This is a genomic window from Serratia sp. CoH_122_TC_1, from assembly GCF_058191755.1.
In genome coordinates this window covers 1-26,534 of the sequence record NZ_JBXWLA010000025.1, presented here as the reverse complement: position 1 = coordinate 26,534, position 26,534 = coordinate 1, and the positions used below count along the sequence as shown (strand labels likewise).

Annotated in this window: 26 protein-coding genes; 11 read left to right on the top strand and 15 right to left on the bottom strand. The window is 51.8% G+C overall.

The window, feature by feature from the left end:
- The first annotated feature begins 319 nt into the window (after nucleotides 1–319).
- The gene (locus AC2FC2_RS24625; protein WP_037419977.1) at nucleotides 320–1,855 is read left to right on the top strand and encodes a SpoVR family protein; all 1,536 of its coding nucleotides are present in this window, start codon (nucleotides 320–322) and stop codon (nucleotides 1,853–1,855) included.
- A 62-nt stretch (nucleotides 1,856–1,917) separates the two neighbouring features.
- Here AC2FC2_RS24625 and fadR read toward each other — a convergent pair whose 3' ends face one another.
- A complete protein-coding gene (gene fadR / locus AC2FC2_RS24620; protein ID WP_037419750.1) occupies nucleotides 1,918–2,637 on the bottom strand; it encodes a fatty acid metabolism transcriptional regulator FadR in 720 nt (239 codons plus the stop codon).
- Nucleotides 2,638–2,880: 243 nt separating this feature from the next.
- Here fadR and nhaB point away from each other — a divergent pair, with 243 nt between their 5' ends.
- Together nhaB and dsbB are read left to right on the top strand one after the other, a co-directional pair.
- Nucleotides 2,881–4,452, top strand: a complete 1,572-nt coding sequence (gene nhaB, locus AC2FC2_RS24615) for a sodium/proton antiporter NhaB (RefSeq protein WP_490660052.1) — start codon at nucleotides 2,881–2,883, stop codon at nucleotides 4,450–4,452.
- A 124-nt stretch (nucleotides 4,453–4,576) separates the two neighbouring features.
- The gene (gene dsbB, locus AC2FC2_RS24610) at nucleotides 4,577–5,107 is read left to right on the top strand and encodes a disulfide bond formation protein DsbB (RefSeq protein WP_037419753.1); all 531 of its coding nucleotides are present in this window, start codon (nucleotides 4,577–4,579) and stop codon (nucleotides 5,105–5,107) included.
- 622 nt (nucleotides 5,108–5,729) lie between these two features.
- On the opposite strand, the gene ycgN is transcribed toward dsbB, so the two are convergent.
- Complete coding sequence (gene ycgN, locus AC2FC2_RS24605) at nucleotides 5,730–6,176, bottom strand: cysteine cluster protein YcgN (RefSeq protein WP_490660051.1); 447 nt, start codon at nucleotides 6,174–6,176, stop codon at nucleotides 5,730–5,732.
- A gap of 394 nt (nucleotides 6,177–6,570) precedes the next feature.
- Between ycgN and AC2FC2_RS24600 the strand changes: the two genes are divergently transcribed.
- Nucleotides 6,571–6,819: a CsbD family protein gene (locus AC2FC2_RS24600; RefSeq protein ID WP_037419760.1), complete on the top strand. Its 249-nt coding sequence runs from the start codon at nucleotides 6,571–6,573 to the stop codon at nucleotides 6,817–6,819.
- Between the two features lie 66 nt (nucleotides 6,820–6,885).
- On the opposite strand, the gene AC2FC2_RS24595 is transcribed toward AC2FC2_RS24600, so the two are convergent.
- The 3 genes from AC2FC2_RS24595 to AC2FC2_RS24585 form a co-directional block, all read right to left on the bottom strand.
- Complete coding sequence (locus tag AC2FC2_RS24595) at nucleotides 6,886–7,542, bottom strand: fumarylacetoacetate hydrolase family protein (RefSeq protein ID WP_012145477.1); 657 nt, start codon at nucleotides 7,540–7,542, stop codon at nucleotides 6,886–6,888.
- An 83-nt stretch (nucleotides 7,543–7,625) separates the two neighbouring features.
- Entirely contained in the window at nucleotides 7,626–8,687 is a 1,062-nt protein-coding gene (locus AC2FC2_RS24590) for a lytic murein transglycosylase (protein ID WP_490660050.1), read from the bottom strand.
- 63 nt (nucleotides 8,688–8,750) lie between these two features.
- Entirely contained in the window at nucleotides 8,751–9,023 is a 273-nt protein-coding gene (locus AC2FC2_RS24585; RefSeq protein ID WP_209633957.1) for a YcgL domain-containing protein, read from the bottom strand.
- Nucleotides 9,024–9,159: 136 nt separating this feature from the next.
- On the opposite strand from AC2FC2_RS24585, the gene minC reads away from it, so the two are divergent.
- Genes minC through minE form a run of 3 tightly spaced genes read left to right on the top strand, consistent with a single transcriptional unit; the run spans nucleotide 9,160 to nucleotide 10,972 of the window.
- Nucleotides 9,160–9,861, top strand: a complete 702-nt coding sequence (minC, locus tag AC2FC2_RS24580; protein ID WP_209633959.1) for a septum site-determining protein MinC — start codon at nucleotides 9,160–9,162, stop codon at nucleotides 9,859–9,861.
- 25 nt (nucleotides 9,862–9,886) lie between these two features.
- Nucleotides 9,887–10,699 carry a septum site-determining protein MinD gene (gene minD / locus AC2FC2_RS24575; RefSeq protein ID WP_037419763.1) on the top strand — a complete coding sequence of 271 codons (813 nt, stop codon included), beginning with the start codon at nucleotides 9,887–9,889 and terminating at the stop codon, nucleotides 10,697–10,699.
- Nucleotides 10,700–10,702: 3 nt separating this feature from the next.
- The gene (gene minE / locus AC2FC2_RS24570; protein WP_012145482.1) at nucleotides 10,703–10,972 is read left to right on the top strand and encodes a cell division topological specificity factor MinE; all 270 of its coding nucleotides are present in this window, start codon (nucleotides 10,703–10,705) and stop codon (nucleotides 10,970–10,972) included.
- A 236-nt stretch (nucleotides 10,973–11,208) separates the two neighbouring features.
- Here the strand turns inward: minE and rnd are convergent, their stop codons facing one another.
- The 5 genes from rnd to yoaA form a co-directional block, all read right to left on the bottom strand.
- Nucleotides 11,209–12,330 (bottom strand): ribonuclease D, encoded by a 1,122-nt coding sequence (gene rnd, locus AC2FC2_RS24565; RefSeq protein ID WP_130381011.1) that lies wholly within the window; start codon nucleotides 12,328–12,330, stop codon nucleotides 11,209–11,211.
- A gap of 89 nt (nucleotides 12,331–12,419) precedes the next feature.
- Nucleotides 12,420–14,108 carry a long-chain-fatty-acid--CoA ligase FadD gene (gene fadD / locus AC2FC2_RS24560; protein WP_209633961.1) on the bottom strand — a complete coding sequence of 563 codons (1,689 nt, stop codon included), beginning with the start codon at nucleotides 14,106–14,108 and terminating at the stop codon, nucleotides 12,420–12,422.
- A gap of 206 nt (nucleotides 14,109–14,314) precedes the next feature.
- Nucleotides 14,315–14,905, bottom strand: coding sequence for a Slp family lipoprotein (locus tag AC2FC2_RS24555; RefSeq protein WP_265553632.1), 591 nt, complete (start codon nucleotides 14,903–14,905; stop codon nucleotides 14,315–14,317).
- Between the two features lie 101 nt (nucleotides 14,906–15,006).
- Nucleotides 15,007–15,708, bottom strand: coding sequence for a tRNA (adenosine(37)-N6)-threonylcarbamoyltransferase complex dimerization subunit type 1 TsaB (gene tsaB / locus AC2FC2_RS24550; protein ID WP_490660049.1), 702 nt, complete (start codon nucleotides 15,706–15,708; stop codon nucleotides 15,007–15,009).
- 80 nt (nucleotides 15,709–15,788) lie between these two features.
- Entirely contained in the window at nucleotides 15,789–17,693 is a 1,905-nt protein-coding gene (yoaA, locus tag AC2FC2_RS24545; RefSeq protein WP_490660048.1) for a DNA repair helicase YoaA, read from the bottom strand.
- 133 nt (nucleotides 17,694–17,826) lie between these two features.
- Between yoaA and AC2FC2_RS24540 the strand changes: the two genes are divergently transcribed.
- Nucleotides 17,827–18,171, top strand: a complete 345-nt coding sequence (locus AC2FC2_RS24540; protein WP_209633966.1) for a RidA family protein — start codon at nucleotides 17,827–17,829, stop codon at nucleotides 18,169–18,171.
- Nucleotides 18,172–18,222: 51 nt separating this feature from the next.
- On the opposite strand, the gene mdtI is transcribed toward AC2FC2_RS24540, so the two are convergent.
- The 4 genes from mdtI to zwf all read right to left on the bottom strand — a co-directional run bounded on the left by mdtI (nucleotide 18,223) and on the right by zwf (nucleotide 21,742).
- Nucleotides 18,223–18,552, bottom strand: coding sequence for a multidrug/spermidine efflux SMR transporter subunit MdtI (mdtI, locus tag AC2FC2_RS24535; RefSeq protein ID WP_209633968.1), 330 nt, complete (start codon nucleotides 18,550–18,552; stop codon nucleotides 18,223–18,225).
- Entirely contained in the window at nucleotides 18,539–18,907 is a 369-nt protein-coding gene (mdtJ, locus tag AC2FC2_RS24530; protein WP_209633969.1) for a multidrug/spermidine efflux SMR transporter subunit MdtJ, read from the bottom strand. Before mdtJ ends, mdtI begins: the two co-directional genes overlap by 14 nt.
- Before the next feature lie 565 nt (nucleotides 18,908–19,472).
- The gene (locus AC2FC2_RS24525) at nucleotides 19,473–20,114 is read right to left on the bottom strand and encodes a bifunctional 4-hydroxy-2-oxoglutarate aldolase/2-dehydro-3-deoxy-phosphogluconate aldolase (protein ID WP_490660047.1); all 642 of its coding nucleotides are present in this window, start codon (nucleotides 20,112–20,114) and stop codon (nucleotides 19,473–19,475) included.
- Nucleotides 20,115–20,266: 152 nt separating this feature from the next.
- Nucleotides 20,267–21,742 (bottom strand): glucose-6-phosphate dehydrogenase, encoded by a 1,476-nt coding sequence (gene zwf / locus AC2FC2_RS24520; protein WP_209633973.1) that lies wholly within the window; start codon nucleotides 21,740–21,742, stop codon nucleotides 20,267–20,269.
- 352 nt (nucleotides 21,743–22,094) lie between these two features.
- On the opposite strand from zwf, the gene AC2FC2_RS24515 reads away from it, so the two are divergent.
- From AC2FC2_RS24515 to AC2FC2_RS24505, 3 genes are all read left to right on the top strand, one after another.
- Complete coding sequence (locus tag AC2FC2_RS24515; protein ID WP_037419984.1) at nucleotides 22,095–22,967, top strand: MurR/RpiR family transcriptional regulator; 873 nt, start codon at nucleotides 22,095–22,097, stop codon at nucleotides 22,965–22,967.
- 188 nt (nucleotides 22,968–23,155) lie between these two features.
- The gene (gene pyk / locus AC2FC2_RS24510; RefSeq protein WP_209633975.1) at nucleotides 23,156–24,598 is read left to right on the top strand and encodes a pyruvate kinase; all 1,443 of its coding nucleotides are present in this window, start codon (nucleotides 23,156–23,158) and stop codon (nucleotides 24,596–24,598) included.
- Nucleotides 24,599–24,703: 105 nt separating this feature from the next.
- Nucleotides 24,704–25,588, top strand: coding sequence for a leucine-rich repeat domain-containing protein (locus AC2FC2_RS24505; RefSeq protein WP_490660046.1), 885 nt, complete (start codon nucleotides 24,704–24,706; stop codon nucleotides 25,586–25,588).
- Nucleotides 25,589–25,654: 66 nt separating this feature from the next.
- Here the strand turns inward: AC2FC2_RS24505 and lpxM are convergent.
- The coding region (gene lpxM, locus AC2FC2_RS24500) for a lauroyl-Kdo(2)-lipid IV(A) myristoyltransferase (protein WP_490660045.1) at nucleotides 25,655–26,534 on the bottom strand (880 nt) is incomplete at its 5' end.

The following is a 26,534-nucleotide window of genomic DNA, read 5'->3' as shown; positions in this document are numbered from 1 at the left end:
TGACAGCATTGATAGCATAGAAAAAAACCCTAGTACGCAACATGGATTTAACAGAACATAAAAATGAAACACCCGCACATAAACAGAATAAAAAACCATAAAAATGACATTAAACTGCCATAACCTTTTGTAAGCCTTCAGCCCCCCTACAGCAGAAAAAACTCACTATAAAAGCCCTCAGGTACATCATTATTGGGAATCGGCGAGACAGATCGTTGAATTTTTAAGCTTTATATCATTATTCCCTCTGCCCAGATTGAGCTACGATTGATCTAGGGTTTGCCGTTTGAGCAAGGTCCGTAATAACGAGGGTGCGCTGATGACTACTTCAACACATGACAAGGTCAAGGAAGATAAACGTCTGAGTGATGGACCGGACTGGTCGTTCGAGCTGCTGCAGGTGTACCTGGAGCACATCGATCGCGTGGCCAAACATTACAAGCTAGACACCTATCCGCATCAGATTGAGGTCATCACCTCTGAGCAGATGATGGACGCTTATTCGAGCGTCGGCATGCCGATTAACTATACCCATTGGTCATTCGGTAAAAAATTCATTGAGACCGAGCAGCGTTATAAACATGGGCAGCAAGGCCTGGCCTATGAAATTGTGATTAACTCTAACCCCTGCATCGCGTATCTGATGGAAGAAAACACCATCACCATGCAGGCATTGGTTATGGCGCATGCCTGCTACGGGCACAACTCCTTTTTCAAGAATAACTATTTGTTCCGCAGTTGGACCGATGCCAGTTCTATTGTCGATTATCTGTTGTTCGCCCGTCACTACATCAGCCAGTGCGAAGAACGCTACGGGGTTGAAGAGGTAGAGAAGCTGCTTGATTCCTGCCATGCCTTGATGAATTACGGCGTTGATCGTTACAAACGACCGCAGAAGATTTCATTGGTTGAAGAAAAAGCTCGCCAGAAAAGCCGCGAAGAGTACCTGCAAAGCCAGGTAAATACGCTATGGAAAACCCTGCCGCGTGTCGAGCGTGAAGAGGCCCCTGAGCAAGCTCGCCGTTATCCAAGTGAACCTCAGGAAAATATCCTCTATTTCATGGAGAAGAATGCACCGCTGTTGGAACCGTGGCAGCGCGAGGTTCTGCGCATTGTGCGTAAAGTGAGCCAGTATTTTTATCCGCAGAAGCAAACGCAGGTGATGAACGAAGGCTGGGCGACATTCTGGCACTACACCATCCTTAATCATCTGTACGATGAAGGCCGGGTCACCGAACGTTTTATGCTGGAGTTTTTACACAGCCATACTAACGTGGTGTATCAACCGCCTTACAACAGCCCTTATTACAACGGTATTAACCCGTATGCACTGGGCTTTGCCATGTTCCAGGACATCAAACGCATCTGCCAATCGCCAACCGAGGAAGACCGCTATTGGTTCCCGGACATCGCTGGTAAAGATTGGTTGGAAACGCTGCACTTCGCCATGCGTGACTTCAAGGATGAAAGTTTTATCAGCCAGTTCCTGTCACCGAAGATCATGCGCGACTTCCGGCTGTTCACCGTGCTGGATGACGATCGTAATAACTATCTGGAAATTGCGGCAATCCATAATGAAGCGGGTTACCGGGCAATCCGAGAAGAGCTTTCAGCGCAATATAACCTGAGTGACCACGAGCCAAACATTCAGATCTGGAATGTGGATTTACGTGGCGATCGCTCATTAACGCTGCGCTATATCCCGCAGGACCGTGCGCCACTGGACAAGAGCCGGCGTGAAGTGATGAAACACTTACACCGTTTGTGGGGGTTCGACATTATTTTGGAACAGCAAAACGAAGACGGTAGCGTCGAGCTACTGGAGCGTTGTCCGCCGAGGCCCACACCGTTATAGCCTTACAACCATAACAAAAGGGGCGCCATTGGCGCCCCTTTTACATCATGCGGGAATGTTGGTTAACGACGCGCTTCGGTCAGATCACTCGGCATGGTGCCTTGCATGCTCTGCCAGATAGCACCGCTGTCTTTACCGTAGTTACGCACGCAATCCATTACCTGATCGTACGACTTCTCATGACACAGCGTTGACAGCTTGCTGTAGAAGGTCAACGCCAGTTTGCGCGATTCAGGGTTTGAGAAATAGTAGCGGCCAACGCGGGTATATAGCCCTTTCAAGCCGTTAAAAATCAGGCCGTAAATCGGGTTACCGGAGGCAAACGCCAAACCACGGAAAATTTCGTAGTCCAGCAGATTGAAAGCATCAGCTTGATCTTCCACCTGGGTGGCTTTCGCTAACACTTCCTGAGCGGCCTCTGGATGATTACGCACCGCTGCGCGAATAAAGATCGCCGCAATATTGGTGCGAACAGACAGCAGGTTGTCGATCAGTTGCGGGACGCTTTGGTGATCAAGGCGTGCCACTGTCTCAAGAATATTAAGGCCTGAGGTTTCCCAGAAATTATTTACTTTGGTCGGTTTGCCATGCTGAATGGTCAGCCAGCCATCACGGGCCAGGCGTTGTAAAACTTCGCGTAACGTGGTGCGTGTAACACCAATCAACTCTGAAAGCTCACGCTCCGCGGGCAAAATAGAGCCAGGGGGGAAGCGATTATTCCAGATACTCTCGATAATGTATTCTTCCGCGAAACCGGCAGGACTCTGCGCCTTTATGACCATGTGTTTGACGTTCCGTAGCGACGATAATGAGTAATAGTAGTCGGCTGATCATACCAGATCGCCAAAGCATGACATAGCGTGAGCGAAAAACATTAAACGAAACTGTGCATAAAGTGGCAAAAATTGTGCAAAAACACCGCGTCAGAGAAATTTCACGTCGTAAAGCAAGCCCAGGTTGCAACTGCCCCGGCAGCATTGTTAGGGTATTATGCGATAACTTATTTTCAGGACGTATAACGCATAATGGAAACGACCTTACGCAGTGCCCTGGTGAAAAACTTCCTTGGGCAATCACCTGACTGGTACAAACTGGCCATTCTTATTTTCTTGGTGGTCAACCCGCTGGTTTTCTTTTTCGTCGACCCGTTCATTGCCGGTTGGCTGTTTGTCGTCGAATTTATTTTCACCCTGGCTATGGCGCTGAAGTGCTACCCCCTATTACCAGGTGGTTTGCTGGCGATTGAGGCCGTGCTAATCGGCATGACCAGCCCCGACCGTGTAAGCGAGGAAATTGCTCATAACCTGGACGTCCTGCTGTTGCTGGTATTTATGGTGGCAGGCATTTACTTTATGAAGCAGTTGCTGCTGTTCGTCTTCACCAAGCTACTGCTGAACATTCGTTCTAAAATGCTGCTTTCTTTGGCATTCTGTTTTGCGGCCGCGTTATTGTCAGCGTTCCTCGATGCACTGACGGTCGTCGCGGTGGTTATCAGCGTCGCAACCGGATTTTATTCGATCTACCACAACGTGGTGTCGAACCCGTCCGGCGGCAATGCCGACGTCAATGATGACAGTGGGCTGATAAACGACGATAACAAACAGACGCTGGAACAGTTCCGTGCCTTTTTACGCAGCCTATTAATGCACGCAGGTGTCGGTACCGCGCTGGGTGGCGTAATGACCATGGTGGGTGAACCACAAAACCTGATCATTGCCAAAAGCGCCGACTGGGGGTTTGTCGACTTTTTCCTGCGCATGTCACCCGTGACTCTGCCGGTACTGGTCTGCGGCCTGTTGGTCTGCCTGCTGCTTGAGCGTTTCTGCATATTCGGCTACGGGGCAAAACTGCCGGATCGCGTACGCGAAGTGTTGACAGAGTTTGACCGCCAGGCGACTGCCGGGCGCAGCAAACAAGAACAGGTTAAGTTAGCGGTCCAGGCACTTATCGGCGTTTGGTTGGTTGTCGCGTTGGCCTTTCACCTTGCGGAAGTGGGCCTGATTGGCCTGTCGGTGATTATTCTCGCCACTTCCCTGTGTGGTGTCACCGATGAGCACGCCATCGGCAAAGCCTTCCAGGAAGCCCTGCCCTTCACCGCTCTACTGACGGTATTTTTCACCGTGGTGGCCGTGATCATTGAGCAACACCTGTTTACCCCAGTGATTCAATTTGTTCTGCAGGCAGAGCCTTCTTCTCAACTTTCGCTGTTTTACCTGTTCAATGGCCTGCTGTCTTCAGTCTCTGACAATGTGTTCGTCGGTACGGTTTACATTAATGAAGCACGCGCCGCGTTTGAAAATGGTGCCATTTCTCTGAAACAGTTCGAAATGCTGGCGGTCGCTATTAACACCGGGACCAATTTACCGTCGGTCGCCACGCCAAATGGGCAGGCCGCCTTCCTGTTCTTGCTGACCTCCGCCCTGGCACCACTGGTACGTTTATCCTATGGGCGAATGGTATGGATGGCGTTGCCCTATACTGTGGTGTTAACGCTGGTCGGGCTGCTGTGCGTACAGTTTACTTTGGCGCCCGTGACCGATCTGCTCACCCAGTGGCATTGGTTGACGTTGCCGTCCATCGACGCCGCTGTACGCTGATCCTGTAAACCTTCTCCGCTGTCAGCGACTATTTTTGTGCTGAATACGCCTCAGGTGGCTGGCAGCAGGGTTGAATTGGTTTACACTGCCGGTTCAATTGCTTACTGCATGGAAGAATAAATATATGTTGCAATTCTTTAACCGTTGCTCGCAGGGGCGCGGTGCTTGGCTGTTGATGGCCCTGACTGCATTGGTACTGGAATTAGTTGCACTCTACTTTCAGCACGTAATGCTGCTGCAACCCTGTGTGATGTGCATTTACGAACGCTGCGCATTGTTTGGTATTCTGGGCGCCTCGCTGCTCGGAGCCATTGCACCCAAAACGCCGCTGCGCTATGTCGCTATCCTGCTGTGGATTTACAGTGCCTGGGAAGGCCTGCAACTGGCGTGGAAACACACCATGATCCAACTGCATCCTTCGCCGTTTAATACCTGCGATTTCTTCGTCAGCTTCCCTTCTTGGCTGCCACTGGATAAATGGCTACCGGCGGTGTTTCATGCGTCGGGCGATTGCTCCGTGCGCCAATGGGAGTTCCTGACGCTGGAAATGCCACAGTGGCTGGTCGGCATCTTCACTGCGTATCTGCTGTTCGCCATTATCGTGCTGCTCGCACAATTTGTTCGTCCGCGACGTCGCGACCTGTTTGGCCGCTAAGCGCGAAAGAATAAAAAACGGCGCCCCAGGGCGCCGTTTTTTATCGAGTTACTGATGATCTTCAGAGGTAAATCGGTATTAAGTATGTGTAAGGTAATAAACAAGCACAATCAGTGCACCAGCCACGGCAAACAGACGTATCATTTTCATTGTTTTACTCTCGGAACTTAGCGTGAGAGCGGTCAAACTACCTAACCTTATGTATAAAAAGAAGCATCCGAACGGGATCCAGTGCGTAATTTACATAACATTAAGTTAGGAGCGAGAAAAGCCGTATGCGAGGGCGAGCAAATTACGCGATCAGGATTAACAGCCTGAACGTTTGAGGCGTTGAAAATCTAAACCCATCTGCTTCATACAAAAAAACTCATCATAGTGATGCATTATTGCATCAATATTTTGATGAAGTTTTGCCGAAAAATCCTTATAGTATCTGCAAGTTAGTATCACCGATTTCCCTGGTGTTGTTGTGTGTCTTGCCCCTCATCTTTGCAGGGGCTTTTTTCCCTCTCTTGCATACCGTTTTTTTTGATCACGTCCAATTCTGAAGATTCACCCGCTATACACCGCTCCGAGCAATACAACGCGTTAACCAACCGTAAATCCATTGAATTTCAGCGTATTAACGAGCCCAGTCAGGTTTGTTCAGAATGTGATCTTGCCAGTCCACCACTTCGCTTTCGCGTACAGCAATATGGCGCACCGTAATACGTTCACCGTGCATCGCCGCTTTGGAACCGCTAACCAGCGGATGCCATGAGAATAAAGGTTTACCTTCACCAATCAAGCGGTATGCACACGTCGGCGGCAACCAGTCAAACGTCGTAAGATTTTCCCGCGTCAACTTGATGCAATCCTCTTCCAGTTCAAAGCGGCGCTCATAATTGCGGCACTGGCACGATTTAATATTCAGCTGGTTGCAGGCTACGTTGGTGAAATAAATCTCGTCGGTATCTTCGTCGATCAGCTTATTCAGACAGCATTGCCCACAACCGTCGCACAGCGACTCCCACTCTTGTTCTGACATTTCAGCCAGCGTTTTTTGTTGCCAAAAAGGGGTTTGTGACATGTTCGCGTCCGGTATAGGTAAATGAATAGATAACCTGCGTACAGGTTTTGAGGGTGCACTATATAGATATCCCTGCCAGATAGGAAGGCTGAAAACACAATATAATCATAGCGATAAAAAAACATCGCTTAAAAAAAACGCTATTTAAAACAACGGTATTTAATATTAAACGGCATCACTGCCAGACGATTACGCCATGTCTTCGGTGGGTGAACACAACGTGCCTATCGTTCAATTATACGTACAAATCGCAGGTCCATCACCCTTTCGTTTTCCTCAGACGCTTAACAACCCACAGGATAAGATTCCTCTCATAAAGCACGTTACGCCGCCCCAATCAGCATAATCCTGCTATGGTTAATGTTCGCCTTTATACGAAGATAGGGAGCCAAGTATGTTTGGGAAAGCAGAAGATAAAGTGAATGAAGCTGCCGGTGCCGTGCAGGAAGCCTTTGGTAAAGCAACAGATTCGCCGGAACATCAGGTTAAAGGCGCCGCCCGTAAATACGCCTCACAGGCTAGCTACGCAGCTCGTGATGCGGCCGATACGGTGCGGACCCAAGTAGAATCCAACCCACTGGCAGGTGTGGCTATCGCCGCGGCGGTTGGCATTGTTTTCGGTTTCTTGTTGGGCCGTAAGTAACCTTTCACTCAGCTCTGACCGAAAAAAAGGCCCTGCGGGGCCTTTTTACGTTGTTTCAGTGTGGTTTCAAATCACACGCGTCGTTAACGATTTACCGTTGAGAGTGATTTTCAGCATGTCGCCCGAGCTCATTGGGCCAACACCTTGCGGTGTACCGGTAAGAATAATGTCGCCAGCACGCAGAGTGAAGAAACGGCTCATGTAACTGATCAGCGGCAGGATCGGCGTGATCATGTCACGGGTATTGCCCTGCTGACGCACTTGGTCATTCACTGTCAGAGACAATTCTGCGTTTTGCGGATCACCAAACTCTGCAACGGGAATGAAGCCGGAGATCGGACAGGAACCGTCAAATCCCTTGGCTTTTTCCCACGGTTGCCCCGCTTTCTTAAAGCCGGCTTGCAGTTCACGCAGCGTCAGATCAAGCGCCACGCCGTAACCGGCAATAGCGCGGGCCACACGATCTTCATTCGCTTGCTTTAACGGCGTGCCGATCAGCACCGCAAGCTCCACTTCATGATGCACCGAACCGAACTCTTTGGGGATCGCCACTGGCTGACGGATATCACAGAGCGCCGTTTCAGGCTTAATAAACACTACCGGTTCTGCAGAGGTTGCACTGCCCATTTCCTTGATGTGGTCAGCATAATTACTGCCGACACAGACCACTTTATTCACCGGGAAATCAAGTAATGAACCCTGCCAGTCTCTATGTTGATACATACTACCTCTCCCTACAATCATGTAGGGGCTTAGCATGCTAAGCCCGTTATTCCACGCTCTGGTGGAGGCACCGTGGTCTTTATCTATTGCCCGATGCCGTCAGCCATCATACCCACACCGATCGCAAAATAGTAAGAGCGATTCCAGTGCATAATTGTGCGGAAGTTATCATAAACCAGGAATGCACGGCCTTGCATGTCATCGGGCGTGATCACCCAACCACGTAAGGTAGAATGCGGCAGAGCTGAACCGTCAGGGCGGCGCACACCACGCTTTTGCCATTCATTCACGCTGTGCGCCTGACTGTCTTTCAACCCTGCATTATCGGCGTTGAAACCGGCAGGCAGTTTCACCTCTCGGCCCCAGCCAACACCGGGTTTCCAGCCTTCACTCGACAGATAATGAGCCGTCGAAGCAAACACATCGTCAACGTTGTTCCAAATATCAATACGGCCGTCCCCATCGCCGTCAACCGCATAGTGAAGGAACGAGGTCGGCATAAATTGACACTGTCCCATCGCACCAGCCCAGGAGCCTTTCAGCTGTTCACGGCTAACATGCCCCTGCTCAAGGATTTGCAACGCCGCCATCAACTGCTGGCTGAAGAAGGCCTCACGACGGCCTTCAAATGCCAAGGTGGCAAGCGCGGATATCACATCCTCGCGCCCCTGAATCTTGCCAAAGGCACTTTCCATCCCCCACAGTGCAACCACATAACGTCCCGGAACACCATAACGTGCAGTGATGTGCGACAGTTGCGGCTGATACTGCCGGTACAAGGTTCGCCCTTGTGCAATCTTGGCTGCAGGCAACACCCGCTTAAGATAATCATCCAGCGTAATTTTCTTTTCTGGCTGACTGCGGTCTGCCTTTATGACCCGATCAACAAAATGCACATTGGCAAAAGCACTTTCAACGACGGCAGAGCTGATACCTTTCGCCAATGCCTGGCGCTTTAGCTGCTCAACATAAGCTGGGAACTGCACGGGATCACGGCCGGTTTCGGCAAGCGTACTCTGCGCCGGAGGCTTGGTCCCCCCCGCTAAAGCAGCTTGCGGCGGAGTAACAACCTGCGCCTCGGCACGCTGGCCAACACATCCCAGCGTCAGCAGAGTCAACACCGTCGTTATCGCCGACAATCTCATTACACAGCTCCTTTGTCAGTTTAGGGTCACTGATCCAGCGTAGCTCCTGTGCACCAACGACGGTTATTTTTTATCGTTAGACAAATGCAGGTTTAATAAATTTTCCAGCGGCGGTGGAACCTGCAGATAAAACCCTTCTTCTTTCAGGGCTTCCTTCACTTTTTCAATATCCGCCGAGGCTAACTTTTCCCGACCTTCAAGAGAAAGCGTCATGGCCAATTGCGGCGTACCGAAACTTTTCATCAGATCTTCGGGCACGCGAGAGAAATCGTCTTTTTTTTCGACATAAAGATAAGTTTGATCGCGTTTCGAGCTTCTATAGATCACACAAAGCATGTTTTTAACTCTATTTAATTGGGGCAGCGTCTTGCCTGGATATAACTCTGACTATAACATGCTTATAGTACTTCGGAATATCGCACCCCGATTGGTATTCCGGGGATTTAAAGTTGCTGAGACTGAGTCAGGATAGATGTCACAATCGCCAATTGAGCTAAAAGGCAGCAGTTTTACCCTATCGGTTGTTCATTTGTATAATTCGGAACCCGAGGTAATACGTCAGGCATTACTAGAAAAGGTGGAGCAAGCGCCTGCCTTTTTGAAAAATGCCCCTGTTGTTATCAACGTTGCAACGCTAAACGGCGACGCAAACTGGAAAGAACTTCAACAGGCTGTCACGGCAGCAGGACTGCGCGTTGTAGGTATCAGCGGTTGCAGAGATGAGCGGCAAAAACGCGCGATAGCCCGTGCTGGACTGCCATTATTGAACGAAGGCAAAGGCCAAAAGATGGCTGCCCAGGAACCGGTGCCCGCACCAGTCCCCGTGGTGGATCCCAACGCCCCCGCCAAGACGCGCATCATCAGTGCTCCTGTCCGTTCCGGCCAACAGATTTATGCCCGCAATAGCGATCTGATTGTGACCAGCAGCGTCAGCGCCGGCGCCGAATTAATTGCCGATGGCAACATTCACGTCTACGGCATGATGCGCGGTCGTGCGCTGGCCGGTGCATCAGGTGATACACAGTGCCAGATTTTTTGCACGCACCTGGGTGCTGAGCTAGTCTCTATCGCAGGGCAGTACTGGTTGAGCGACCAAATCCCGTCCGATTATGTCGGGCAGGCCGTACGACTCAGCCTGTTGGATAACGCTTTAACCATACAACCTTTAAATTAAGCCCTTTTGACAAGGAATCCATTTCATGGCACGCATTATTGTTGTTACATCGGGTAAAGGGGGCGTTGGCAAGACCACTTCAAGCGCGGCCATCGCTACCGGCTTAGCCCAAAAAGGGAAGAAAACCGTTGTCATCGATTTCGATATCGGTCTGCGGAATCTTGACCTGATCATGGGCTGTGAACGCCGGGTTGTTTACGATTTCGTCAATGTGATTCAGGGGGATGCCACACTGAATCAAGCGCTAATCAAAGACAAACGCACGGAAAACCTCTTTATCCTGCCAGCATCGCAAACACGTGATAAAGACGCGCTGACCCGCGATGGCGTCGAGAAGATCCTCAACGATTTGGGCGAGATGGATTTTGACTTTGTAGTCTGTGACTCTCCGGCCGGGATCGAAACGGGTGCGCTGATGGCCCTGTACTTCGCTGACGAAGCCATCATTACCACCAACCCGGAAGTCTCCTCGGTACGTGACTCTGACCGCATCTTGGGCATTTTGTCTTCCAAATCCCGTCGTGCTGAGCGTGGCGAGTCCGCCATCAAAGAACACTTGCTGTTGACCCGTTATAACCCAGGCCGCGTTAGCCGTGGCGACATGCTGAGCATGGAAGACGTGCTGGAAATCCTGCGCATTCCACTGGTCGGCGTTATCCCGGAAGATCAGTCCGTACTGCGGGCATCTAACCAGGGTGAGCCGGTGATTCTTGATGCTGAGTCAGATGCCGGTAAAGCCTATGACGATACCGTTAGCCGCTTGTTAGGGGAAGAACGCCCCTTCCGCTTCATTGAAGAAGAGAAGAAGGGTTTCCTGAAACGCCTTTTTGGGGGATAAACCATGGCATTACTAGACTTCTTTCTGTCCCGCAAAAAGCAGACAGCCAATATAGCCAAGGAACGGCTGCAGATTATCGTCGCAGAGCGCCGACGCGGGGACAGTGAGCCCCCGTATCTGCCTGATTTAAAACGCGATATTCTGGCGGTAATTTGCAAATACATCCAAATCGACCCTGAGATGCTTCACGTACAGTTTGAGCAGAAAGGGGATGATATTTCGGTACTTGAACTCAACGTGACATTACCGGAATCGGAAGAAGTAACTAAATGAGTGTGACGCATTAATTACCCCCTGTATATTTTCTTGCAGGGGGTAACTGTATGCATAACCAGTTATTGAGATAAAAAAGACCCCATTATCATTTTACCCTTTGGGATTAATCTCAATTAATCTTGCGTCACTGTTGTTTAGAGTAAATGCTGGTAGTAAGAGTCAGTACTTCTATTATCCCTAATAAATAATCAGAGCAGTGTTTCCTTACCCTGCCCTGACTTTTTAAAATCCGATTAATAATCCTTCAGAATGTCCTGAAGCGGCGTCGATAATAAATCACCTCGCCAGCCGCTGACTAATTCTGGCAAGTTGTCGCCACCTTTCAATTTCCAATGCCAATTCAGCAACTGATTAATCTGTCGACGTGATGCCAGCAATTCGCTGCTCAGCCCACTTTGCTCACTGACAATGACGATCGCCGCTTTGATTTCCTTGAACACCTTCTTATAACCGGGCTGATCGACCAGGTTCGACAACGGCTCAGGCAAGACGGATTCATCCAGCTCGGCGGCTTCTGCAACCAAGGCCAATAGCGTTTTACCGTGATAGCGAATTTCCGGGCCGCTTAGCCCAAGTGAGTCCAGTTCTCCCAAAGACGTCGGCATATGACGCGCCACCTGCCAGAGATTCTCTTCACGCACCACGAAATTCACTGCCAGATCACGTTCACGCGCCTGGCGCAGACGCCATTCCGCCAGTTTTTGTAAACACCCCAACTGACGCGGACGTAATTGCCAGGCATTGGTGATTTCACGGTAGGCCAATTCCGGCGCCAGTGTCTCGCTACGGCGTTGACACAACAACAGGCATTCATTGCTTGCTGCTGCCGTCCAACCGGCCTCCTCCGTCTCCTGCACGAGCCGTTTGGCCATCGGCAGCAGATAGAACACATCCGCAGCGGCGTAGACACATTGTTTTTCTGTCAGTGGACGAGCGAGCCAATCGGTACGGGCTTCGCTTTTATCCAGATCCACCTGCATATATTCCGACACTAGCGTCGCAAAGCCGCACGATAATGGTCGACCGGTAAAGGCAGCCAGAATCTGGGTATCCACCATCGGCGTCGGCAACGTTTTGAACGCATTGAGGAACACTTCCAAATCCTCACTGCCGGCATGCAGGAACTTCACTATCTGAGTGTCACTGAGCAACTCGATAAATGGCTGCCATTGCTTGATTGGCAAAGGATCAATCAGGGAGAGTTGTTCACCGTCGTATAACTGAATCAGACCTAACTGAGGATAGTAGGTGCGCGTTCTGACAAATTCGGTGTCCAGCGCAATCTGGGCATGCTTTTTCGCCTGCTCGCAGACCTGCTGCAATCCGGCATCGGTAGTGATCAACTGATAGTTCAAAACATCATTCTCTTGGTCGCTTTCATGATTCAAACACAACAACGCCGGCATTCACCGGCGTTGTTGATCTGTAAGGCGTGGATGCTGACCTAGGCGGCATTGGCCGCCGCAGGTTTTTTCTGCTCATCACGCAGTTCTCGCCGCAAAATTTTACCGACGTTAGACTTCGGCAACTCGTCACGGAACTCAACAATTTTAGGCACTTTATACCCGGTAAGCTGCCGACGGCAATGTGTCAACAGCTCTTCTTTGGTCAGAGAGGCGTCTTTCTTCACCACGCAGATCTTGACCGTTTCACCGGAAACCTCGTTCGGCACGCCAATCGCCGCACATTCCAATACTTTCGGATGCTGACTGACCACGTCTTCGATCTCGTTCGGGTAGACGTTAAACCCGGACACCAGAATCATGTCTTTCTTACGATCAACGACGCGCACAAAGCCCATGTCATCCACTGTAACGATATCACCGGTCGCGAGCCAGCCATCTTTTAATACTTCATCCGTCGCGTCCGGCCGTTGCCAGTAGCCTAACATAACTTGCGGCCCTTTGACCCACAGTTCACCCGGCTCACCGACAGGAACATCATTGCCATTATCATCCACCAACCGAATATCCGTAGAAGATACTGGCAGACCGATGCTGCCGCTATAGTGCTTCAAATCGTGCGGGTTGCAGGTGACCAAGGGTGCACACTCTGTCAGACCATAGCCTTCCAGCAAGTGCTTACCGGTCGTTTCTTCCCATCTGTCCGCCACCGCTTTCTGCACCGACATGCCCCCGCCTACCGAAAAACGTAGCGTCGAGAAATCCAATTGATGGAAGTCGCTGTTATTCAGCAATGCATTGAACAAGGTATTCACCCCGCTTAGCGCGGTAAACGGATAACGGCCCAGTTCCTTGACCAACCCCGGAATATCACGCGGGTTAGTGATCAGGAGGTTGCGGCCGCCTAGCTCGATAAACAACAGGCAATTCACCGTTAATGCAAAGATGTGGTAAAGCGGTAATGCGGTGACAATCAGCTCCTGACCGTCACGGAACAGTGGCTCGTAGGCGGCTTTGGCCTGCGCTACGTTCGCTTGCATATTACGGTGTGTCAACATCGCGCCTTTCGCCACACCGGTAGTCCCCCCGGTATATTGCAAGAACGCCAGGTCGGAATTGATGATATCAGGTTTAACATACTGCTGGCGGCGCCCGCGTTGCAGTGCGCTGCGGAAAGATATCGCGGCAGGCAGGTGATATTTTGGGACCAGCCGTTTGATGTATTTCACCACGAAGTTAACCAAGGTGCCTTTCGCAGTAGAAAGCTGGTCGCCCATACGTGTCAGGATCACATGTTTGACTTGGGTGTTGAACACCACTTTTTCCAGCGTATGAGCAAAGTTGGAGACAATCACGATGGCAGTGGCACCACTGTCGTTCAGTTGGTGCTCCAACTCACGTGGCGTATAAAGCGGGTTAACGTTTACCACCACCATACCGGCACGCAAAATACCAAACAGCGCGATCGGATACTGCAAAAGATTCGGCATCATCAAAGCGACACGATCGCCTTTCTGCAGGCCCAGCTCATTTTGCAAGTACGCTGCGAAAGCGCGACTGCGCTCTTCCAGCTTACGATAGGTCATCACTTCGCCCATGTTAATGAAAGCCGGTTGATCCGCATAACGCTTAACCGCATTCTCAAACATTTCGACCAAAGATGAATAACGATCGGCATCGATCTCTGCTGGAACATCTGCCGGGTAACGTTTTAACCAAACCTTATCCAAGGTATTACTCCTGAAATCATTACTCATTATCATCGCAGCCCCTAACCCGCAGCCAAACCATAACAATATTTTAACTCAGCGGACCAGTTTGGGTTTTAAACATTATTCAGGTTGCGATGTACGTCACTAATTGGCGCTAATTCCCTGCGCCAAAAGAAAAAGGCGGCCGGAGCCGCCCTAATAAAATCGTTAACAACAAGCGAGCACTACTCGGTGACGATGGTTTGCACCTGCACCGGGCCAGGATTATACCAGCCGTAACCGACGCCCCAACCTGGGCCCCAGGTACCGCCACGCCAGCCCCACGGCCCCATCGGCGCAGGTGGCATCATCACCTGTTGAGTCAGGTGCCAACGTTTGTAGCCGGTGGCGTTCATGGTGACAAACTTGTAGGGTGTCATTCCAATCTTGCCGTCTCTTACACCCGTGATCGGGCCAACAACGGTAACCAACTGGCCTTTGAAATCAACAGGCTCCAGGAAACCGTTCACCGACGCCAGTAGCCTCCCCTGCGACGGTTCGCCCAGGATCGGCCGTGCGCCTGAATCGAGCGGAACCGTAGCGATTTCCAATACGGTCTTTCCCTGCTCGTTCGCAACATTCACCACGGTACCGCCAAAACGGGCTTCAGCCCCCACAAACAGGTTCGGCGCATTCTGAACCGAAGTGAGCTGCTGGACCGGCGTTGCCGTGCTGCCTTTGATCGCATCAGGTACAGAGACACAACCCGACAAAGCGAGCGCACCGCAGGCAATAGCCAGCAGCGACATTTTTTTACTTACAGTGTGAGTTAACATCGTCGCAATCTCCTGAAATAGCTGTAACTTTGACATCAATACACAAAGCAAGTTGCAGACCATTCATTTCCTGGCATCAACCAAAGCACAATAGGCGACGGCTATTCGCGACCGGGCAGTTTTTTCCAGGTAACTTCATTGCGCAGATAAGTTGGCTCGGCATTTTCTACCTGTACCGCCAGCCCGTGTTGCCAGGCTTGCACCGCTAATGGCAGCATATCTTCCGCATGCGGCAGCAATATTTGGCCATCGCGCAGACTTAATGCCGTGCCAGCGACCAGGTCTGGGTAGGTTTGCCAGCCGGTGCCAACATGTGCCCAATCGCCTTGCAGACCTTGCGCTCGCGCCAACGCCTGCGGCGGAGAAAGCACCGCCTCACCTTCGCTCTCCAGCCAGTTACCGTCTTGCTGACGCTCAAACTGGCCCCAGTAAACCTCACCCATGCGTGCATCTATCGCAGCAAGAACGCGATTTGCACCAGTCACGCGCCAAGCCCCTTGCGCCATAGTTTGCAACGTAGAAATGCCCAGTAATGGCAACCCGGCACCCAAAGCCAACCCCTGCGCAATACCAATGCCAATACGCACGCCGGTAAAGCTGCCAGGCCCACGGCCAAAAGCCAGGGCATCGAGCTGATTAAGGGTTACACCGGATTCCGCCAGCACGTGCTGCACCATCGGTAAAATGCGTTGCGTATGCTCACGTGGGCACAGCTCAAACAGGGCGTGGATCTCGCCTTGATTCCAGAGCGCAACGGAACAGGCTTCCGTCGCTGTATCGATCGCTAAAATTCGCGTGGACATGCCAACCTCAGACGGGAATAAAACAGGGTTTTTCATACAGGGCGCGCATTGTAGCACAGCCCTGCTGTCACGCCTATCCGCTAGCGCTCTGCCTGCAAGAAGGCAATCGCTTGAGCGATATCGCGGGTGCGTGGCGTCGGCGGTAAACTGTTGAGGAACACTTCGCCATAGGGTCGCATCACCAAGCGGTTATCACAGATCACCAGCACGCCGCGATCGTCAGTATCGCGAATCAGGCGCCCAACGCCCTGTTTCAGGGTGATGACCGCATCCGGCAGCTGCACGTCGTTAAACGGATCGCCACCACGTAGCCGGCAGTCTTCAATGCGCGCTTTCAACAAGGGATCGTCGGGCGAGGTAAACGGCAGCTTGTCGATGATCACGCATGACAAGGCATCGCCACGCACGTCCACCCCTTCCCAGAAGCTGCTGGTCGCCACCAACAGCGCGTTGCCAGCCTCGACAAACTGCGCCAGCAATTGCCCTTTACTGGTTTCCCCCTGAAGCAGTACCGGCAACGTCATGGTCGCACGGAACTCTTCCGCCAGTTCACGCATCATCTGGTGGGAAGTACAAAGGAAGAAACAGCGGCCGTTATTGGCCTCAATCAACGGGCGTAGCATGCGCGCCAGTTGCCGAGCACCTCCGGGCTGATTGGGAGATGGAAGAAAGCGCGGCACACACAATAAGGCTTGTTTTGCATAGTCGAATGGGCTGGCCAGCAACAACGTTTTGGCTTTGTTCAGACCCAAACGATCGGTGAAATGCCCCATTTGCTCATTCACCGACAACGTTGCCGAGGTGAAAATCCAACTGCCTGGTTTTTCATCCAACAATTCACGGAAACGGTCAGCCACCGTCAGCGGCGTTAACGCCAGCACGAAATGGCGTGAGTTGCACTCATACCAGTAGCTGAACCCCGGCTCGTTGACCTCTTTCAAGCGTTTGAGACGTGCACGGTACAGTGTGGCCCGTTCGAAAGCAGCATCCAGCAGAGCCGAGCGCCCCAGAGACAGTTTGACGACGTCGTAACACAACTCCAGAGCGTCATCGAGCAGCAGCAAAGCGCGCTGTACGTTTGGCTGACTCAGTACCTCACGCAGGTTCCCTCGAAACCCCGGTTCGCCCAGCATCAAACGGAAGTCCTGGGTACTTTGGCTGAGCCGGTCTGCACTTTTTTGGAGCTGAGCGGCGTCGCGAACTTCGGTTCGGTAGGCAATGGAAATGTCTTTGGCCAGATCCAGCAATTGGCGGCTGGTCAACTGTTTACCGAAGTACTGACTGGCGATGTCCGGGATCTGATGCGCCTCATCAAAGATCATCACGTCTGCTTCCGGGATCAATTCAGCAAAGCCGCCTTCTTTCACTACCATATCTGCCAGGAATAAATGATGATTCACAACCACCACATCTGCATCCATCGCACGGCGACGCGCCTTAACCACAAAGCAATCTTTATACAGCGGGCAGTCACTGCCCAGACAGTTATCGTTAGTGCTGGTCACTAACGGCCAGACGAAGCTGTCTTCCGCGACGTCACTGCAGCTACTGATATCGCCTTCTTTGGTCATTGACGACCATTTGCGCAGATGAACCAGATCGATCAACGCCTGCCCAGCCAGCTCCCCGCCCGCCATCGACTGCTGCTCCAGACGCTCCAGGCACAGGTAGTTTGACCGCCCTTTCAGTAACGCCATCTTTCCCTTGTACTTCAGCGCCTTGGCGACATTAGGCAAATCGCGCGCGTAAAGCTGGTCCTGCAGCGCTTTCGAACCGGTAGAGATGATCACTTTACGATCGGCCCGCAGTGCCGGTACCAGGTAGGCGTAGGTTTTACCGGTGCCGGTGCCCGCTTCGACCACCAGCTCCTGCTTGAAGTTAATGGCCTCTGTGACTGCTTCCGCCATCTGCCGCTGTGCTTCACGCGGTTTGAAACCCTTGATTGCCTGCGCCAGGGCGCCGTCTGTTGCGAAATCGTCTGTCACGCTATCTCTCTGCCGATGTAATTCAGCGTTGATTATGCCAATCCTGCTGCACGGCTACCACCGACTTTCTCATCAAGCATTTATGTCGATGGCTGTGATACCCTTAAGGCGATGATGATATGGAGATAAATGAATGAATATCGAACGAATTGATCCGGACAAGCGCTGGTCAGAAGCAGTTGTTCATAACGACACAATCTATTACACCAGCGTGCCGGAAAATCTGGATGACGACGCCACCGCGCAGACCGCCAACGCCCTGGCGGCGATCGATGTGATTCTGGCCCGTGTTGGCTCAGACAAGAGCCGGGTTCTGGATGCCACCATTTTTCTGGCTGACGGCGCAGACTTTGCTGCCATGAACGCCGCCTGGGATGCCTGGGTCGTTGCTGGTAGCGCCCCTGTGCGCTGCACGGTAGAGGCTAAATTGATGAACCCGAAGTACAAGGTTGAAATCAAAATCATTGCCGCACTGTAAAAAAAAACCGCAGACGGTAACGCCTGCGGTTTTTTTCTTGTTGTCTGCCGATTAAGCCAGTTTGATAATGACCATCCCCGCCAGCAACAAGGCCAGGCCGATCCAACCTTTGGCATTCAATCGCTGACCGAACAAGATCCAACCGGCTGCGATAGTCGCGGCAATACCAAATCCGCCCCACAGTGCATAAGCCACCGACAGATCAATCCCCTTCACCGCCTGTGCCAGGGCACTGAATGCCCCCAGTACCGACAGCAAAGACAACAGACCTAACCAAATTTTACGGAAACCGTCTGACATCTTCAGGAAGATGTTGGCGACAATTTCCAGCACAATCGCCAGTCCCAAAAACCCAATGTGGTACAACTCAAGCTGTTGCATGGTTGTCACCTCGCGGGCTGGCCTGTTTTCGTGATTTGCGGGTACCCGACTTCACCAACAGGATGCCGGCAATCAATGTCACCAGACCCAGGACTTTCAGTACCGAGATAGGCTCATCAAACCACAGCACGCTGAACAAGGTAATGAACAGGATACCGATACCTTCCCACAATGCATAAGCGACACCTAAGGCAACACGCTTTATCGCTAATGACAGCATCACGTACGACGCTGTGATCATGATATACATCACGATATGCCCCGTCATGCCACCACTGATGCTGGCGTATTTCATTGACAAGGTACCGATAATTTCGGCCACGATGGCCAAACCTAAAAAGATCCAATAAATCATAATTTCTCTCCCAAACGGCGAATAACGCACGCTAAGGCATATTTATCCCGATTTATCTCGTCAGACAGGCGCAACAAGGCGCTGACGACGCAGAGATCCCTGGGGATAAACTGACCCAAACGTAATAAAGAAGTTTGCCCGGCTACGCGGAATGACGAAGGACTGAGCCTGTCACCAGCACCGGTTAAGGGAGAAAGACGCTATAGCTCGCTGCACCAGTGATGCTCACTGGCAAGGATGGCAGATAGGAAAAGCTGGCAAGTAGAGGTTCTGAGGGTAATTCCATTAGTTGTCATCATAAGTATTCTCTATTCTCAGCCGCACATTATCTTGTTACACGGAGTGCGATTTGCCCAATATCCTCATCAAGTAAAATTTTCAACTGTGATAGTTGTACCACAGCAAAAATTATAAAGCAAACCCCCGTTTTCGCAAAAACCATATAAAAAAAGTTTAAAAATAATAAAGTTAAGTAATTTAAAAATAAAAAAAGGCTCAACATTGTGTTGAACCTTCACTTGGAACGGGTCGGCCAATAAATCGACAAACCCAGGCTCGGCGCGGGTTACGCCGTGGCACCACTGACGGCGGTACGCGCCAGTTCGGTGATGCGTGCGTAATCGCCCTTTTCCAACGCATCGGCTGGCACTAACCAAGAGCCGCCAATACACAGCACACTTTTCAGCGCCAGATAATCACGGTAGTTATTCGGCGTTATGCCGCCCGTCGGACAGAAGCGCACCTGTGGGAATGGCCCACCGATTGCCTGTAACGCTTTCACCCCCCCATTAGCTTCCGCCGGGAAGAATTTGAACTCGCTCAGGCCGTGATCCATCCCCAGCATCAGCTCTGAAACAGTGCTAATGCCAGGAATTAACGGAATGGGACCTGACGTTGCCGCCTTCAGCAGCGCCTCTGTCAGGCCCGGGCTAATGGCGAATTGCGCCCCCGCATCGGTCACTGCCTGCAATTGCTGTGGGTTAATCACCGTACCGGCACCAATAATCGCGTCCGGCACCTCCGACGCGATAGCACGAATCGCCTCCATGGCGCAGGCGGTCCGCAATGTAACCTCCAGTACGCGCACGCCACCGGCTACCAACGCCTTGGCCAACGGCACCGCATGTTCCAACTTATTGATCACAATCACAGGAACGACCGGGCCTGCGGTCAGGATTTGTTCTGCGCTGGTTTTCCAGTTTTTCATTGTTACTTCTCCATGACTTACGGGTTATCAATGGCACGCCCCTGCCACAGGGCTCCGCGAATTCACGCAGGCGTCCGGCCGTACCCCAAGTGATGTTGCGCCCCGGTATTGCGGGCAAAAAAATGCCGGCAGATAAACTGCCGGCAGAGTCATTACTCGAACTCGTTCCAGGAACGGCCGTCGCGAGTGATCATCGCGACTGAGGCTACCGGCCCCCAGGTGCCGGATTGATACGGTTTCGGCGCTTCGTTATCGGCTTTCCACGCATCCATGATGGAGTCAACCCACTTCCATGCCTCTTCCACCTCGTCGCGACGCACAAACAACGCTTGAATGCCGCGCATGGTTTCCAGCAACAGGCGCTCGTAAGCATCCGCGACGTGCTCCTGGTTGAAGGTTTCGGAGAAGCTCAGATCCAGCTTGGTGGTTTGCAGACGATGCTTGTGATCCAGACCAGGCACCTTGTTCAACACCTGAATCTCGATACCCTCATCCGGCTGCAAACGAATGGTCAGTTTGTTCTGCGGCAGTTGCTGGTAAGAATCGCTGAACAGATTCAATGGCGGGTTTTTGAAGTAAACCACCACTTCGGAACATTTGGTCGGCAGACGTTTACCTGTACGCAGGTAGAACGGCACACCCGCCCATTGCCAGTTATCAATATCCACACGAATGGAGACGAAGGTTTCGGTATTGCTGCTTTTGTTCGCCCCTTCCTCTTCCAGATAACCTGGCACTTTTTTACCCTGCACGAAACCGGCAGTGTACTGGCCACGCACCGTGGTTTCACGAACATTGGTCTGATCGATACGACGCAATGAACGCAGCACTTTCACCTTCTCGTCACGAATACGGTCGGTGGTCAGATCCGCAGGGGGTGACATGGCAATCATGGTCAGAATTTGCAATAGGTGATTCTGGATCATGTCACGCATTTGGCCGGCCTGGTCAAAATAGCCCCAGCGCCCTTCAATGCCCACTTCTTCCGCCACGGTGATCTGCACGGAGTCGATAGTACGGTTGTCCCAGTTGGACGCGAACAGCGAGTTAGCAAAACGCAATGCCAACAGGTTCAGCACGGTCTCTTTACCGAGATAGTGGTCAATACGGTAAACCTGGGATTCGTTAAAGTATTCCGCAACCTGATCGTTGATCACGCGTGACGACGCAAGATCGGTGCCAAGCGGCTTTTCCATTACAACACGGGCCGGCTCGTGGTTCAGCTTGGCTTCGCCCAAGCCTTTGCAGATCGCGCCGAAGGTGCTTGGCGGCATTGCAAAGTAGTTTATGGTGGTACGATGTTTCTGATCCAGCATTTTACCCAATGTGGCAAAATTCTTGCTGTCGTTCACATCCAGGTTGCAGAAGTCCAGGCGCGCGCTCAGCGTGGCCCAGAGTTCGTCATCCAATTTTTCTTTCATAAAGGTGCCAAGCGCTTCCTTGACCACCTTGATATAGGCTTCTTTATCCCACTCGGCACGGCCGACGCCAATAATACGGGTATCCGGGTGGATATGACCGGCTTTCTCTAACTGGTACAGGGAAGGCAACAGCTTACGACGCGCCAAATCGCCTTTCGCGCCGAAAATAACCAGGTCACACGCCTGGGCTGTAGAGGTTACCGCCATGTTCATCTCCTCGTTGCAGGATATTTGTAATTTTCTTACATTACTAATGTACTCTCTTTAACTACGGCCAGTAAACCCGGATCAAAAGTAGAAAAAAAGCCCTAGAAATTGCAGTGTTAAGCGTTATCGGGCATAAATGCCGCTGACCAAACGAAAAACTGTAATTTTCTGTCTTTTTTGACACTCTTTTACCATTATGAAAGTTAGACACAGGTCATGTTCTGATGAAAAAAGACTGCATACCCTCTGTCTACACTGCCAACGGTCTCCAGCACGTAGTATATTTTCACTAAACCGGCATTGATTTCTCCTTTGATTGAAATCGACATACCCTATGAGTGACTCTCGTTATATGAATACGCTGGAAAAAATCCAGAGCCATCTGGAGCTACTGAGCAAATCTGAACGGAAAGTCGCAGAGGTGATCCTCGCCTCTCCACAGACCGCCATTCACTCCAGCATTGCGACGCTGGCCAGGATGGCGGACGTCAGCGAGCCTACCGTCAACCGTTTTTGCCGCCGTCTTGATACCAAAGGCTTCCCTGATTTTAAACTGCATCTGGCACAAAGTCTGGCCAATGGCACACCTTACGTAAACCGTAACGTGGAGGAAGATGACAGCGTCGCGTCCTATACCGGTAAAATTTTCGAATCCGTCATGGCGAGTCTGGATACAGTAAAGGCAAATTTAGATATTGCAGCAATCAATCGTGCTGTTGATCTGCTTACCCAGGCAAAAAAAATCTCTTTCTTTGGTTTAGGTGCCTCGGCAGCCGTCGCCCATGACGCCATGAACAAGTTTTTCCGCTTCAACATTCCGGTAGTCTACTTCGATGACATCGTCATGCAACGTATGGGGTGCATGAACTCCAGCGAAGGTGATGTGGTGGTATTAATCTCCCACACCGGTCGCACCAAAAATCTGGTGGAAATGGCGCAGCTGGCGCGAGAAAACGACGCCACGGTGATCGCCATTACCTCACGCGACACCCCTTTGGCACACGAAGCAACGTTAGCCTTGCTGCTCGATGTCCCCGAAGACACCGACGTTTATATGCCCATGGTGTCTCGAATTGCACAATTAACGCTCATCGACGTTCTCGCCACCGGATTTACCTTGCGTAGAGGGGCCAAATTCAGAGATAACTTGAAGCGGGTCAAGGAAGCGTTGAAAGAATCGCGCTTTGATAAGGGTGTCGTTATCCCCAACAATTTCGACTCGTAACCGATGTGAAAAAAACTGTCGGTCAGGATAACCTGAACGGCAGCATTAGAGGCAGTACCCTGTTAAAACGCTCATGCGGGTAACCCGAGTGAAACATCAGTGTAGTAAAATTACATTTCACTCCTGGTTTCGTTATCCGACGTTATCGCAACACCAATAATTTGCTTCACCAGTCAACGGAGTAATACATGTCCAGACGGCTCAGAAGAACCAAAATTGTTACCACCCTGGGTCCGGCTACTGACCGCGACAATAATCTGGAAAAGATCATTGCCGCTGGCGCTAACGTAGTTCGGCTAAACTTTTCCCACGGCAGTGCTGAAGATCACCAAGCTCGCGCGGACAAAGTGCGCGAAATTGCTGCCAAGTTGGGACGTCACGTCGCTATTCTGGGTGACCTGCAAGGGCCGAAGATTCGTGTTTCCACCTTTAAGGAAGGCAAAATTTTCCTTAACATCGGTGATAAATTCCTGCTCGATGCCAACATGTCCAAGGGCGAAGGCGATAAAGAAAAAGTCGGTATCGACTATAAAGGCCTGCCTGCCGATGTTGTGCCGGGCGATGTGCTGCTGCTGGATGACGGCCGCGTACAATTGAAAGTGCTCGAAGTTCAGGGCATGAAAGTCTTTACCGAAGTCACCGTTGGCGGCCCACTGTCCAACAACAAGGGTATCAACAAACTCGGTGGCGGTCTGTCCGCAGAAGCCCTGACTGAAAAAGACAAAGCCGATATCGTCACTGCGGCAAAAATCGGCGTTGACTACCTGGCGGTTTCCTTCCCACGTACCGGCGAAGATCTGAACTACGCACGCCGTCTGGCACGCGACGCAGGCTGCAATGCCAAGATCGTATCCAAAGTTGAACGCGCTGAAGCCGTGTGCAGCGATGAAGCTATGGACGACATCATCCTAGCGTCTGACGTGGTCATGGTGGCACGTGGCGATCTGGGCGTCGAAATCGGCGATCCTGAGCTGGTCGGCATCCAGAAAAAACTGATCCGCCGTGCCCGTACGCTGAACCGCGCCGTGATTACCGCAACCCAGATGATGGAGTCGATGATCACCAACCCGATGCCAACCCGCGCCGAAGTCATGGACGTGGCGAACGCCGTGCTGGATGGTACCGACGCCGTTATGCTGTCGGCTGAAACCGCAGCCGGTCAGTATCCGGCAGAAACCGTAGCGGCAATGGCGCGTGTTTGTCTGGGCGCTGAGAAGATCCCAAGCATCAATGTCTCCAAACACCGCCTGGACGTGCAATTTGACAACATTGAAGAGGCTATCGCCATGTCTTCAATGTACGCGGCAAACCACCTGAAAGGTGTTACCGCACTGATCGCCATGACCGAATCGGGGCGCACGGCTCTGATGATGTCACGCATCAGTTCCGGCCTGCCGATCTTCGCCATGTCACGTCATGAGCACACGCTGAATCTGACTGCACTTTACCGCGGCGTTACGCCGGTGTATTTCGACAGCCATAACGACGGCGTCATCGCCGCCAATGACGCAGTTAACCGCCTGCGTGATAAAGGCTTCCTGGTGTCCGGCGATCTGGTCATCGTCACCCAGGGTGACGTGATGGAAACCGTGGGCACCACCAACACCAGCCGTATCCTGCGCGTCGAGTAATCACTGCTGCTGCCGGCCGTTAACTCGGCCGGCATTTTTCCCCACTCTGCCCTTTCCCCTGTTAAACTCCCCTCCAGTCGCCGCTCGGCAAACGGAGAGCCATTGATGCTTCATCAACACCCACAGCAAAACTGCAGCCTAAACGCGCTGAATTTGGACAGCCAGGGGCTGGAACATTTGGATGATGCCTGCCTGCAAGGCAACGCATTGCTGAAAATCAGTTTATACAACAACCGACTCCGTCAGCTCCCCGCGCAAATGTTCAAACACACCGATCTGCAGGTGTTGAATATTTCCTGCAATCAACTTTGTGAACTGCCGATCGGCATTGGCCAACTGCAACATCTTGCGATGCTGGATTGCGGCCACAACCAAGCCACTCACGTCCCTGCAGAAATCGGTGAGTTGCACAATTTGACCTATTTATATCTGAGTGATAATGCCTTTAGCGATCTGCCCATTGAGTTGGGTCAACTACGCAAATTGCGCTATCTGAATGTGACGGATAACCAGCTGACTCAGTTGCCGGCCGCTATCGCTCAGCTCAGCGCCTTGCAAGAACTCCGGTTGTACAACAACCAAATTGCTGCATTGCCTGGCTCTGTTGGTCAGTTAACGGCACTGCGAGAACTGCATCTGATGAACAATCGCCTGACGGCATTGCCGAATGAGCTCTCTCAGCTGTCCGAGCTGGCGGTGCTGGACGTTGAAAATAACGCCATCGGTCTGCTGCCAGACGCATTTTGTCACCTCAGCAACCTGACTGACCTCAACCTCCGGGCCAATCAGTTACAACAGTTGCCCGCCGATTTGGGCCAATTAACCGCACTGACCACGCTTGACCTGCGCGCTAACCGTTTAAGTACTCTGCCGGACAGTATGGTGAGCTTGACCCGTTTACGACGCTTGGATCTACGCTGGAACAGCTTTGCCCATATGCCTGCCGTGTTGGAACCCCTGATTGCTCAAGGCTGCATGGTGCATATTTAAGCCCCGTAACAAAAAGGGCCAGACCCCCGAAGATGTCTGGCCCTTGGCCGTCAGCAAAAACTGGATTTAGCGATATAAATCGTCACGTGAATAGGGTTCAATTTCCCCTTCTTTACGCGTTTTCAACAGTTTTAGGATCCAGGTGTACTGTTCTGGGTTTGGCCCTACCAGATTCTCAACCTCTTCATTCATTCGCCGTGCAATATAGTGATCATCAGCCGTGGCCAAGTCATCCATCGGCGGGCGAATATGAATATCCAACATGCTGGTTTTGCCATCATAGACCGGGAACAGCGGGACAATAGCTGCGCGACAAACCTTCATCAAACGCCCAACGGCCGGCAATGTGGCCTTATAGGTCGCAAAGAAGTCGACGAACTCGCTGTGTTCTGCACCGTGATCTTGATCGGGCAGATAATAACCCCAGTAACCCTGGCGCACGGAGCTGATGAACGGCTTGATGCCGTCATTCCGGGCATGCATTCTGCCGCCAAACTTGCGACGCACCTTATTCCACAGATAATCGACTAGAGGATTGCGTTGGTTATGGAACATCGCCGCCATCGGCTGGCCGCGAGCAGCCATCAGCATTGCCGGTACATCTACTGCCCAGCCATGCGGTACCAGAAAGATCACGTTACGACCTTCTTCACGGATTTTATCCAGCACCTCTTCACCGTGCCACCGAACGCGCTTCAACACCTTTTCCGGTTTAGTGCAGGCCAGTTCCGCCATCAGGATCATCGATTGTGGCGCTGTGGCGAACATCTCATCAATGATGTGCTCACGATCGCTTTCCGACACCTCTGGCAAGCAATACAACAAGTTGATACGAGCACGACGCCTTGCGCCTTTAGCAACCTTGCCTGCCAGTTTACCAATCGCACCAAGCACCGGATCGCGCAGGCGCGCAGGCACCAGCGAAATACCGGCCATCAGCCCTGTT